Raw genomic sequence first — 13365 nt, forward strand, 5'->3', positions numbered from 1 at the left:
TCTAAAGACTGCAAATTTTATCCATGTACCAGTTTTCAACTTGATGAGATGATAATATATAATCTATATTTTCAAGTGAAAATAACATATCGCCGGAGGCATACGTAAGTCCAATTTCGTATGCTTCTTTTTTATCTATTGATGTTTCCGTAAGTTCTATGAGAATAATGTTGTCAGGATGAATTGATTCATAATCGTGAACTCGGCTTGCTGTATCTTCTGAACTTTTTGAGTAAATAATAACAATTTCATAATAGCGAGGTTCAATAGATTGCTTGCACAAGCTATTCAACTGCTTTATGAAAAAAGAATCTGAAATTCCCACATTAGATATCAGTACAGATGCTTTACTTTTTATCAGTCTTTTATCTTTATCCTTCCAATTTCTTTGAGGAAGCCCAATAAGACGGCTTGATGCTATGGTTTTGCACATAAAGTCCCACAGAGCAACTTCAGGCATAAAATCTGCAACAGATTGTCGGCAGGCTTCTGAAGTTGAAGGATTGAAATCCTCTGTTACTATTTTGTCTAAAATATCTGAAAGGGCATCCGGATCATCAAAAGGGTAAATGTAGCCGTTAACTCCATGGGAAATAATTTCTGGAATTGTAGCTACAGGAGTACTGATTACCGGTAGACCACATGATAATGCTTCAATACAAGTAAGCGGTGACCCTTCAATTGAATCACAGCTTGAAAATATAAGCCCTCTGTATTCAGAAGTAATAGCCCAGGGATTGTCTACCCATCCTGTAAAAAAAACTCTATCTGTAATTCCAAGAGTATCACATAGTTGGCAAAGGGTGTCCTTTTCCGGACCATCACCAATAATGGTCAATGATATATTATGTTTTACAAGAGCTAGTGATTTGAGGATCAAAGGAATATTTTTTTCTTTGGAAAGTCTTCCTACATAGGCGAATTTATTAGACTTTCTTGACTTTGAGTATACTAGGTTTTTGATTTCTATAGTGTTATTAACTCTATATAAAACCTTATTTACACCATGATCTTCAATTGTATCAGCAATTTTATCACTCATTGAAAAAATAATATCTGACAGTTTTATGGCATTGATGGTATTGTTAACATCATCATCGTAGAAGTAAATGTCACTATGAGGCCAACAAATGATTGGACAAGTGGATATTGATAGTTTTATTAAAGCCTTTTTGGCAACATATATTATCGCGGGCATGCCTGATGCAATAATAACGTCAGGAATGTTATGATTATAAATATATTCAGCATAATATTTGGAACTTATTTCAATGTTTATGTCAGATCCAAAGTTAAAGCAAGTGAAAAGTGCATTTTTTGTGGCCCAGTTGATCCCGGTTTTTTTTAGTTGAAAAAAACGTACAGTATGACAATGTTTTGATAAATAATCAGCAGTTCTGTTAAGTGCCAGCTCAAAGCCGCTTTTTCCACCTACAAAAAAAATAAAGTCAATAATCAAATTTTTTCCCCTTGCTATTTTGATATGCTATATTACATTATTATTCTATCAGTTTATGGCACAAAAACCAACTTCAAGTTATTTTTATCATAGTTTTGATTGTTTAATTATTAAATTTTTATTAAATCTCAATTTTTATATCTTAGGCATATAAATAAAAAGGAGGATTAACCGATATAAGATGTGATAAATAAGTTCGATAACTAATGAATTTTACAGGCACATATAGAGGTTGATTACCTTGTTTATTTTGGAGGTGTAGTCATGGGAATGGATGCTATTAATGGCTTTAGTCCGCTTGTGCAGCAGACTCAGCCGCAGGTGAAAACACAGATTCAGGATCAGAGTCAGTCGCGTTCTGAGATAGCAGATTCTGAAGTGAGTAATGCATTTCAAAATGTTGAACTTAAGGTGGAGGCTAGTGATAATTCAGGCAGTTCTAAAAGTGATTCTCAAAGTGGAAACTTAGGCTATTCAAAAGGGCGTGAACATCTGGAGGCAACAGAAGAGCAAATACAGGCAGATAATGAAAAAATAAAAAAAGCCATTTCAGAGATGACTAACAACGCCAAATCAAGTGCAGAGGCGGTATTTGGGATTCATGAAAAAACAAACAGAGTTACAATAAAAATGATCGATAAAGAGACGAAAAAGGTCATCAAAGAATTTCCACCGGAAGAGACACTTGATATGATTGCAAAGGTTTGGGAAATTGCCGGAATCATGGTGGATGAAAAGAGATAAGTTTTATGATGTTGGAAATGGATTTCCATGCAACAGGCTCACGGATTGAGAAAGGAGAACGAATATGCCAATCAGAATAACAGGAATGAATTCAGGACTTGATACAGAAAGTATCATAACTGCTTTGACGCAGCGCTATCAGGACAAGGTAGATACCAATAAGAATAATCAGAAAAAACTGACTTGGAAACAGGACAAGTGGAAAGAACTTAATAAAAAGGCTACTGCATTCTATAATGGAACACTTGCAAATATGCGCTTTTCAACTGCATATACAAAGAAGACTACAACTGCCTCAAATTCATCAGCTGTAACTGTTATAACAGGTGATAGTGCGATGAATGCAAACCAGACCTTAAACATAAAATCTTTGGCAACATCTGCTTTTTTGACTGGTGACAGCGTTACTGCAACAGATGGAAGCGGGGCAACAAAAACTACTACAATGTCTGAACTTGGGGTAACTGAAACAAGCACCATTGAGTTTAAAATTGGCGGTAGTGATACTGATATTTTATCGGTAAGTGTTGATTCAACAGATACGATTGAGAATGTTCTTTATAAGTTAAAAGCAGCTACCTCTTCTGAAACCGGAACAAGTCTAAACTTTAATTACGATGAGAACAACAACAGATTTTTCGTGTCTGCTAAAAATGCCGGAGCAGGAAATAATTTTGAGGCTGTATCATCAACACTTTCTAGTGCACTAGGCTTTAACAGCGCTAACTATGTCGAAGGAACCAATGCGAAAATTGAACTAAACGGGGTTACCTATACAAGTGATACCAATACATTTGAAATAAATGGTTTAACTATTACTGCAAATGAAGTTGCCTCTGGAATAACATTGAGTACAAAACAGGATACAAGTGGCGTATATGACAATATAAAGAAATTGCTTAAAGAGTACAACGATCTTATGAAGGAGTTTGCTACAGCATACAATGCTGACAAAGCAACTAAGTATAAGATGCTCACTGATGATCAAAAAGAAGAAATGTCCGATGATGAAGTTGAAGAATGGGAAACCAAAATAAAGGAAGGGCTTCTTAGCGGAGACGAAACTATAGCGAGTGTAAGAAGTGGTTTAAAGAGTATTACAACAGCCGGAGTTGATGTAACATTAAAGGATGGAACCGTGAAGAAGATGTTCCTTTCTGATTTTGGAATAGGTACAGGCAGTTATTTTGCTACAGATGAAAATGAGAGGGATGCTCTTCATATTGACGGCGATACGGATGATTCACTTACAAGTGGAAATACTGATATTCTTAAAGCATTTATTTCTTCTGATCCTGAAGCAGTACAGGGATTTTTCATCGAATTTTCAAGGTCGATGTACAGCAAAATGTCGGATCTTATGAGAGGAACTGAGTACAGCAGTTCATTCACTATCTATGAAGACAAACTTATGGCAAGTCAGTACAGCGCATATAATACCAAGATATCGGATGCGGAGGAAGCGCTGACTGCTGCTCAGGATAAGTTATATAGCAAATATGCTGCGATGGAAAAAGCTTTAGCTAAAATAAATGGCTCCAGCGGATCTTTATCCAGTATGTTTGGAGCAAACTAATAATAGAATACAAGAATGAGAGGATAAAATATGCCAGTAATCAGCCCACAGCAAAAAGCTTATGCTCAATATAAAAACAATAAGATAATGAGTGCAACTGCCCCGGAACTCACACTTATGTTATATGACGGGACTATTAAGTTTTTAAATATTGCTGAATTTGCTATTGAAAAAGGTGATCTTCAAAAGGCTCATGAGAATATTATTAAAACTGAAAAAATAATAGATTATCTCAGAAATACGCTGGATATGAAATATCCCGTTGCTCAAGACTTTGAGAATATGTATTCATACATTGACAGAAGGCTGGTAGAGGCCAATATGACAAAAGATAAAGAGATAGTCACTGAAATTAATGGTCACATGCATGCTATAAGAGATAACTGGATTGAAGTGATGAAAAGGAATAATGTATATGTGAAAGAAGCATAAACGGGGGTAATGATGGTTTCAACAAGTCTTGATATTTTGGAAGATAGTCTTATAAAAAAGATAGAAGTCATGGAAAAAATTGAGGAACTAAATAATAAGCAGGAGGAAATCCTAAAAAATCCTGAGTTGGTTGATGACAAGGAATTTGATGAAACTCTTGATGAAAAGGGAGAACTTATTGATAAGCTTCTTCATTTGGATGATGGATTCCAATCACTTTTTGACGAAGTAAAAGCATCACTTCAAGAAAGCAAGATGGAACATAAAGACCAGATACAACGAATGCAGGATCATATAAAGACAATTACTTCAAAAAGCGCTTCAATAGAAGTAAAGGAGCGCAGAAATAAAAAACTGGCAGAGGAGTATTTTAGTGCAGCCAGGAGAAAAATGAACTATAGCAGAAAGACATCTGCAGCTGCATTCAACTATTACAGAACGATGAATAATTTTAAGGATATTCCTCCACAGTTTATGGATAACAAAAATTAAGAAACTGAAGGCTGTTGCATTGTTTTATTGCAATAGCCTTCTTAAGTTTGAAAATGTGAGGTAGTATTATGCTAAATGATGGAATTAGTGTTATCATTCCTACCTTTAATCGTAAAAACTATATATTAAATTCTGTAAATAGTGTATTAAATCAGACTTACCGTAATCTTGAGGTTATAGTGGTGGATGATGGTTCCGAAGATGGGACAGAGATTCTTTTTAATGATTTTTCAGATATAAGATTAAGGTATTATAGACTAAAAAGTAATCACGGAGTAGCATATGCCAGAAATTTTGGAGTTGAACATTCAAGATATGATGTCATAGCATTTAACGATAGTGATGACTTGTGGCATGAGGATAAATTACAGAGGCAAATGGAATATTGGAATGAACATGAAGATGATATTTTGGTGTATTGTGCCTATGCCATGAAAGAAAATCTTAACGATAAAAAGTTTATTAAAGCTCCGGTAGAACCTATTAGCAGTAGTGAATACGGACAAGAAACGTTTTTGTATCTTTTAAACCAAAATACAATTGGTACGCCAACTATTCTTATGAAGAAAAAAGTTTTTTTGCAGATAGGTGGATTCGATACATCGTTACCTGCGCTAGAGGACTGGGACTTGGCAGTAAGACTTTCCATAATCGGAAAAATTGGATATTTAGATGAAATACTTGTGTCTGTTGATGCTGCCATAAGACCGGATCGTCTGTCAGTACAAGGCAACTCTTACTATGTTGCAAGATGTGCTATTCTTTCTAAATATGAGAGTGAGCTTGCAGATATAGGGATTTTGGATGTGTATCTTAATTCTATTAAAGAAAAAGCAAGATTTGAAGGGAATATTGAAAAGGCAAATGAAATAATTAATCATTTTTTTTATAAAAAATGAAAAAAAGTTAAATTGAGGTTAAGTTAATAAAAAAAGAGCCGATATTAGTAATGTAAAGACAATAGTAATGCAGCCATGGAAGGGAGTCCAACAGCGCTGAGAAAAATAAACGGATAGTAGCATGGATGCGGCGCCCGTTCATGGAGGAATTTCAAATGGTAGTACAACACAATATCACTGCAATGAATGCACAGAGACAGCTCGGCATTACAACAGACAATCAGGCTAAGTCGAGTGAAAAACTTTCATCCGGTTACAGAATTAACAGAGCAGCAGATGATGCAGCAGGCCTTGCAATCTCTGAAAAAATGAGACGACAGATCAGAGGGCTTACACAGGCTTCGGTAAATGCCCAGGATGGTATTTCAGCAGTACAGACAGCTGAAGGAGCGCTGATTGAAGTTCACGATATGCTTCAGAGAATGGATGAACTTGCAACTAAGGCCGGAACAGATACTCTTCAGAGTCAGGATCGTCACTATATTCAGCAGGAAGTTGACAATCTTATTTCAGAAATTACCCGTACAGCTACAACAACTAAATTTAATGATACATATCTGCTTGACGGAACCTTTACCAATAAGGAGATTCAGGTCGGGGCAGATCAGTCACCTAATGATTATATTAAGATATCAATTGTAAATATGAGTGCGGATACTATTGGCGTATCTAACCTTAAGGTGACAGGTACGGATGGTTCTCTTGGAAGATCAGCAATAGATACAATTAAAACTGCTCTGACATCAATTTCAAGTCAGAGAGCAGATCTTGGTGCTGTTCAGAACAGACTTGAGCATACTATCAAGAATCTTGATAATGTAAATGAGAATACAGTTGCAGCAGAATCACAGATTCGTGATACCGACATGGCCGCTGAAATGGTTAGATATTCAAATAACAATATTTTGGCACAGGCTGGTCAGTCAATGCTTGCTCAGGCAAATCAGACAAATCAGGGAGTTTTGTCACTACTTCAATAATATAATATTTTACTAAAGAGCCTTGGGATTTTCTCAAGGTTCTTTTTTCGAGAAGAAATTAATACTTTATTTATAAAATTAGGGGTAAAGTTTTTAGAATTATAGTCGATAATAAAAGTGTAACAAAAAAGGAATGATTTTAAGCCAGCGTTAAAGTCATTTCGGAAACTACTAAACGAGCAGCAAGGATGCTGCCGTACAAATTCAAGGAGGATAATAATATGGTAGTACAACACAACGTAACAGCGATGAATGCACAGAGACAGCTTGGTATCACAACTGGACTTCAGGCAAAGTCAAGTGAGAAGTTGTCATCAGGTTACAAGATCAACAGAGCAGCAGATGATGCAGCAGGTCTTGCAATTTCTGAAAAGATGAGACGTCAGATCAGAGGTCTTACACAGGCTTCTGCTAACGCTCAGGATGGTATTTCAGCAGTACAGACAGCTGAAGGAGCACTTACTGAAGTACATGATATGCTTCAGAGAATGGATGAACTTGCAACTAAGGCTGGTACAGATACACTTCAGTCTCAGGATCGTGACTACATCCAGCAGGAAGTAGATAACCTTCTTTCTGAGATTACACGTACTGCTACAACAACAAGTTTCAACGACACAAAACTTCTTGATGGATCATTCACAGCAAAAGAAATTCAGGTTGGTGCAGACCAGTCACCTAACGATTATATCAAAGTTTCTATCGTTAATATGTCTGCTGATACAATCGGTGTATCTAACATTAAGGTAACAGGTTCAGACGGATCTAATGGACGTTCTGCGATTGATACTATTAAGACAGCTATTAAGTCAATTTCCAGCCAGAGAGCAGATCTCGGTGCTATCCAGAACAGACTTGAGCACACAATCAAGAACCTTGACAATGTCAATGAGAACACAACAGCAGCTGAATCACTGATTCGTGATACAGATATGGCTGCAGAGATGGTTAAGTACTCAAATAACAACATCCTTGCACAGGCTGGACAGTCAATGCTGGCACAGGCTAACCAGTCAAATCAGGGAGTACTTTCACTTCTCGGCTAATTTATTGGTTCGTAGTATTAAGCATTCTGATGCATACATTGCGACTACCAAAAGCGGCTCCGGATTTTCCGGAGTCGTTTTTTCACGATATGATAAAAATCGTACAATTTCTTATGTAAAAATCAAATCGAAATCCAGCCTCTAAGACAGATGTCAGGCGCAGGGGCGTTGTTAAACCATTTGTTTGGAATTATTGTGATAGATTCAGGATGAACTGATAAGGCCGCAGCCCACCAACTAAAGCTTGAATTTGCTATAATATGATATTTTGTGTGGGACATAAGGTACATATCCTGGTATGCTTTTCTTAATGGCATGAGAAAATAATTGTAATTGTATATGAATTGAAAGCTTTCTGCTACATAATCAGGATCATCCGAAAAAATATATAAGATAATATCGTCTCCTACAAAATCAGAAAGAATGTTTAATGCTTTTTCATAATACAAAGGGGACAATTGAGTAAACATCTCAAAGTTTCCACTATGCAGGTAATCTGTTCGCCTTATGTGCATAGATACGGATAAAGTATTTTGCATATCTGAAGATATTTGTCTGAGTTCATCAGTAATAAAGCTATCTTTTAAAGTTAGTTCTTTCTTTATTGAAGGATAGATTGTTTCAAGGAATTTTTTGTCTTGCCAGTATCCTTTAAAAAAATCAAGGAAATAATCATCTGAAATATCTGTTAGATCAGGTTCATAAATAAGCCGTCTGTATCCAACGCTTCCCTTAACTGAAATAAAGTCTGTATTATATTTTGATAGGTCAAAATCTCTGTTGGCTAAGGCAGGATCATTTTTGACGTAATCATAGAAGTTAAGATATAAAACAGAAGCCTGACCTGTTAATGATTCCACATATCTTGCGAATGTATATTGAAACATTTGGTTGCCTAAACCACCGGTAATCTCAAAAAAATTCATTTACATATTCTCCACTTATTTAAGTGTAACTGTAATATTTACGTCACCTGTTATTAAATAAGTTAGTATATAGTCTATTGATTCCGCTATTTTATTAACATCATTCTCGTTAGAATAGTCAAAAACAGTTTGACCATTAGTATTAGATATAGCAATTTTTAATAGTTGACTACACTGCTGATTACGGATAGTCAACAAAGATGATTTGTCAACCGAAATAATTTTCATGGCCTTTTCCTCAAATATCACTTATCACTTTTTAGTATAGCATAAAAACGGTATATAGATTATAATTTATTATAGATATATTATTGGATGGTGCATAATGAGACAGAATATTAGGACGATTGAAAAACCGGTAATAGATGTTCTTGTTGCAGTAGCAGCCAGAGGTGGAGGGGAAAACTGCATTAATATGGTTGGCAAATACTTGTGCCAAAAAGGCTTCCGTGTTCGAGTCATACAGATGATATATGAGGGAGTGAAGTGGGCAGATGAATGCATGGAATATAGTTTTATTTTTCCTTCCAGAGAAGATCACGAATTGCATGATTTTATATCAGAATATACTAATTATATTAAGCATCATGGTGCTCCTGATCTGGTTTTAGCAACTGCATGGCCGATGATGTCATATGTTGCTAAAAGGACATCTCAAGAGCTAAATAAAAATTTTATTGTTGCATCTTGGCTACATGCACCATTAAGTATGTATGAGGCATCAAATTTTGGAGGGGGAGACTATGTAAAGTATGCTGATCTTCACTTTGCAATTAGTAATGAAATAGCCGGGGCTATAAGAAATGCAGATCCTGATGGAATTATCTATCGTGTAAACAATCCGGTTGATTTATCCAAAATTCACCCTATTGAGAGAAGAAATAAAGGAACATTACTTTTTGTAGGAAGGTTATCTGAAGAAAAAAATATCGGGATAATTATCGGTGCAATAGCACTTGCAAGAACAGAATGGAAGCTGGATATAATTGGTGATGGGGATGAAAAAGAAAAACTTATAAACCTTGCCAATGAATTTGACGTAGCAAATAGAATTAGTTTTATGGGATGGACTGATGATCCATGGAAATATGCAGAGGGTACAACTGCGCTTGTTTTATCATCTATGTTTGAAGGCTCTCCGCTTGTAGCTATTGAAGCGCTAAGCTGCGGACTTCCGATAATAGCAAACCATTCAAGCCGGGTAGGAGAAGTGATAATACAAAATGAAACAGGATGTCTTTATGAGGATAACGATATAGAGGGCTTGGCTTGTATTCTTGATGATATAGCAAATGAAAGAATAACTTTTGCGTCAGAAAAAAAGTGTCGGGAATCCGTATTTGACTATAAAGATGAAATTGCACTATTTGATTTTTATGCCAAAATATATGCCGCTGTAAATGGCAGAAGAGTAGTGTCACATGAATTAGGTGCATTAAAACCAATCATTAAAGATAGAATAAGCGTTATAGTGCCCTGCTACAATGTTGAAAAATATATAGGTAGGTGTCTGGACAGTATTATTAATCAAACTGTTGGGCTGGAAAGATTAGAGATAATTGCTGTAAATGACTGTTCGACGGATCATACAATAGATATTTTGGAAAAGTATGAAAAGAAATACCCGGATAGATTATGTATGGTGAATTGCAGTGAAAACGGTGGTTTGAGCAGGGCAAGGAATATAGGGCTTACATATGCTACTGGAGACTATATTTCATTCGTTGATTCGGATGATTATATTAGGGCGGATATGTTGGAAAAGCTGTTGTTGAATGCACTATGTTATAAGACTGACGTAGTTTCATGCGATTTTGACATTTTTGATGATAAGCTTCCTACTAAACAGGATGAAGCATATGTGGAGGGATATTATACAGTTGTTGAAAGTGAATTTGATAGAAGACAGCTTTTGGCAGATAATCTATTTTTTAATTCAGCCTGGGCTAAATTGTTTAATCGTGATTTTTTAAAAGGTGATATAGACCTTTTATTTCCGGAAGGGTATAGGATGGAGGATATCTTATTCACTTACACAGTTGTGGCTAAAGCAGACTTCTGGCTACATATTAAATATAATGGCTATTTATACTATCAGAATAGTGAAGGCATAATGAAGTCTTCAGCTATAAAGGACTATTATATGGATGTATTTAAAGTTTTTGCTATGGCTGTTGACAAATACAAAGAGCTGAATCTTTTTAATGCACTTTATAGAGAACTAGAATACGCATATTACATAAAAGTTTTTAAAAACATTATTCTTTATGTTTCAGCTGAATTCAAAGAACTGCCAATGGATAACATAGAATTATTAGTTAATTATATGAAAGATAATTTTTCTGATTATAACCGAAATGAGTATCTTTCAGAATCAGAAAAAGAAGATATTGCTGATTGGTGTGAGATTATTAAGTAGGTGAGAATTATACACTATTATTGAGTTTAAAATCTCGTGATTTGTAAAAAAGAGGCACAATGTCAAACGAAAAGGTATTGATATACAAAGGTTCGGATGTTTGCTATAACATACTGGATCACATGGCAGAGCAATTAGGAAATGCTTTTATATACATGGGCTTTAGCGTGACTTACTATGACATAGAAAAAGGATTGTCTTCAATTACTGATCTTATAGGAGAAAAATATGTTGCGATAATAGGCTTTCAAACAAAAATATTTGAAATCTATCTTCAATCAAAAAATTGTTATCTTCATGATTTGATAGAAGGCCCTAAATTTAATTTTTGTTTTGACCATCCGATTTGGCTGAGCAGGCAGCTGAAAAATGTTCCGCTAAACTATTATGTTCTCACACATGATAGGAATTATGCAGAGTTCATAGGAAAATATTACAGAAATATTGCCGGGGTGTATTTACTTCCACCGGGAGGAACGGAATCAGAAAATTCAGCAGAAGAGAAGAAACAAGACATTATTTTTATGGGAACATATGAAAATTATAGAAATATTTTCCCTGTAATAAGAAAAAGTGATAAAGCCTTAAAACATTTAGCATGCTCATTCTTATGCAAACTGAAACATAATATCAATAAGACTGCCGAAGAAAACCTAAAAATGGTATTGGATGAAGAAAAAATTGAATATGACGATGAAAAGTTTATTGAAGTGTTGGACAGCCTGAAAATAATAGTGAAATGTATTGCATATTATTATAGGGAAAAGGTCATAAGGACATTGCTGGAAAGTGATATAGATGTGACCGTTTATGGTAATAGCTGGGAGAGTAGTCCGTTTTATGGGAATGAGCATCTTTTGATTAAGCCAGCGGTAACTCCAAAGGAAAGCCTTTATGAGTACAGTATATCTAAATTGTCGTTAAATATCATGTTATGGCATAAAGATGGATTTACTGAAAGAATTGCGAACAGTATGCTCAACAGAAGTGTTGTAGTAAGTGATATGAGTACATGTCTTAAGGAACAATATAGTAATGGGGAAGAAATAATATTATTTAAGCTTGATAATATTTCCGGACTCCCGGCAAGATTAAAAGAACTTTTAAAGGATGAAGACAAAAGAAAAATGATAGCAGATAAAGCCTACCAAAGAGCTCAAAATGAGGACACATGGGGGCAAAGAGCAAGGCTTTTACTTGACTATATTAGTGAGGAGAACTACGCAACGTGAAGATTTTAATGGTGAAATCAGCTTCATTCGTAAATAAGGATATGCTTTTTTTTCTTAAAAAGATATTTGGGAGTAGTTCTGTAGATGAACTTTACTATGACTTTAAGGGGAAAAATATTTATGTAAATGAGGAGTTTAACATTGAATTTGAAAATAGACTGACCACATTAAAATATGACGTTGCTATGTCTACGGTTTTTTATCCTGTGATAGCCAGGATATGTTATGAGAAGAGAATTAAATATATTTCATGGCCATACGATGCGCCAATGAATGTTCTTCCTTGTGAGGAAATGGGATATGAGACAAATTATATATTTCACTTTGATAAAAAAGAGGTAGAGAAGTATGAAAAATACGGTTATGACCGATTTTGGCATATGCCTTTGGCTGTAAATACTACGAAGTATGACATATTCACACCGGATAAAAAGTACAAGGCTGATATTTCTTTCATGGGGAAACTTTACAGATCACAAATAGCATATATCAAAGAGGGACTGTCCGGAGAAATAAATGAGTATATTGATAAAGTTATTGAAGTCCAAAGGAAAATGAAGGACAAATGGATTGTGGATGATCTGATCACGCAGCCCATTATTGATGAAATAAACAGACAATATGAAGCAAACGGCAATAATTTAAAACTGGTAAAACAGCAGTTATCTTATACGATTGCAGAGTATATTACATGGATGGACAGAACCATGCTTCTTGAAATGCTCGGGCGGCGATTTGAGGTTCATTTGTACACACTTGATTACGGTGAACAGGAGAAAAGAATATTAAAGAATGTTAAAAGACACGGCGCAGTAGATTATGAGAATGAAATGCCGGTTATGTTTAAGTCAAGTAAGATTAATCTTAACAGTAGTCTAAGATCGGCTCAGAGTGCAATACCATTAAGGGCTTTGGATATTATGGGATGCGGAGCTTTTTTGATGACTAATCCCCAACCGGAGATTTGTGAGTTTTTTGAGGATAAAAAGGAAGTTGTAATTTTCGACAGTATTGATGAAGCACTCGATTTAGCCGGCTATTATTTAAAACATGACGATGAACGGAGAAAAATAGCTGTAGCCGGATATGAAAATGTTAAGAAAAACTTCAGGTATGAGGATAAATTATACAAAATGTTTAGTATAGCAGGGATTATCTGA

The 13365-nt window shown here is 35.2% G+C and carries 12 protein-coding genes; 10 read left to right on the forward strand and 2 right to left on the reverse strand.

The window, feature by feature from the left end:
* Position 1: 1 nt before the first annotated feature.
* Complete coding sequence (locus tag J6O61_RS12910) at positions 2-1459, reverse strand: glycosyltransferase (protein ID WP_292213970.1); 1458 nt, start codon at positions 1457-1459, stop codon at positions 2-4.
* 264 nt (positions 1460-1723) lie between these two features.
* Between J6O61_RS12910 and J6O61_RS12915 the strand changes: the two genes are divergently transcribed.
* The 7 genes from J6O61_RS12915 to J6O61_RS12945 all read left to right on the forward strand — a co-directional run bounded on the left by J6O61_RS12915 (position 1724) and on the right by J6O61_RS12945 (position 7628).
* A complete protein-coding gene (locus tag J6O61_RS12915) occupies positions 1724-2203 on the forward strand; it encodes a flagellar protein FlaG (RefSeq protein WP_292213973.1) in 480 nt (159 codons plus the stop codon).
* A 64-nt stretch (positions 2204-2267) separates the two neighbouring features.
* Positions 2268-3779: a flagellar filament capping protein FliD gene (fliD, locus tag J6O61_RS12920; RefSeq protein ID WP_292213976.1), complete on the forward strand. Its 1512-nt coding sequence runs from the start codon at positions 2268-2270 to the stop codon at positions 3777-3779.
* 30 nt (positions 3780-3809) lie between these two features.
* Positions 3810-4211, forward strand: coding sequence for a flagellar export chaperone FliS (gene fliS / locus J6O61_RS12925; protein WP_292213979.1), 402 nt, complete (start codon positions 3810-3812; stop codon positions 4209-4211).
* Between the two features lie 12 nt (positions 4212-4223).
* Positions 4224-4703 (forward strand): flagellar protein FliT, encoded by a 480-nt coding sequence (locus J6O61_RS12930; RefSeq protein ID WP_292213982.1) that lies wholly within the window; start codon positions 4224-4226, stop codon positions 4701-4703.
* 68 nt (positions 4704-4771) lie between these two features.
* On the forward strand, positions 4772-5602 hold the full coding sequence (locus J6O61_RS12935; RefSeq protein ID WP_292213985.1) for a glycosyltransferase family 2 protein: 831 nt from the start codon (positions 4772-4774) through the stop codon (positions 5600-5602).
* A 155-nt stretch (positions 5603-5757) separates the two neighbouring features.
* The gene (locus J6O61_RS12940; RefSeq protein ID WP_292213987.1) at positions 5758-6582 is read left to right on the forward strand and encodes a flagellin N-terminal helical domain-containing protein; all 825 of its coding nucleotides are present in this window, start codon (positions 5758-5760) and stop codon (positions 6580-6582) included.
* A 221-nt stretch (positions 6583-6803) separates the two neighbouring features.
* The gene (locus J6O61_RS12945; protein ID WP_292213990.1) at positions 6804-7628 is read left to right on the forward strand and encodes a flagellin N-terminal helical domain-containing protein; all 825 of its coding nucleotides are present in this window, start codon (positions 6804-6806) and stop codon (positions 7626-7628) included.
* A 122-nt stretch (positions 7629-7750) separates the two neighbouring features.
* On the opposite strand, the gene J6O61_RS12950 is transcribed toward J6O61_RS12945, so the two are convergent.
* Positions 7751-8554, reverse strand: a complete 804-nt coding sequence (locus tag J6O61_RS12950; protein ID WP_292213992.1) for an alpha-1,2-fucosyltransferase — start codon at positions 8552-8554, stop codon at positions 7751-7753.
* Between the two features lie 466 nt (positions 8555-9020).
* On the opposite strand from J6O61_RS12950, the gene J6O61_RS12955 reads away from it, so the two are divergent.
* From J6O61_RS12955 to J6O61_RS12965, 3 genes are read left to right on the forward strand one after another with little or no spacing between them, the layout of a single operon-like run.
* Positions 9021-10973 carry a glycosyltransferase gene (locus tag J6O61_RS12955; RefSeq protein ID WP_292213994.1) on the forward strand — a complete coding sequence of 651 codons (1953 nt, stop codon included), beginning with the start codon at positions 9021-9023 and terminating at the stop codon, positions 10971-10973.
* A 59-nt stretch (positions 10974-11032) separates the two neighbouring features.
* Positions 11033-12205 (forward strand): glycosyltransferase family protein, encoded by a 1173-nt coding sequence (locus tag J6O61_RS12960; protein WP_292213996.1) that lies wholly within the window; start codon positions 11033-11035, stop codon positions 12203-12205.
* Positions 12202-13365, forward strand: a complete 1164-nt coding sequence (locus tag J6O61_RS12965) for a CgeB family protein (protein WP_292213999.1) — start codon at positions 12202-12204, stop codon at positions 13363-13365. The genes J6O61_RS12960 and J6O61_RS12965 overlap by 4 nt, the downstream gene beginning before the upstream one ends.

The organism is Butyrivibrio sp. (assembly GCF_017635265.1).
Classification (GTDB): Bacteria; Bacillota; Clostridia; order Lachnospirales; family Lachnospiraceae; genus Butyrivibrio.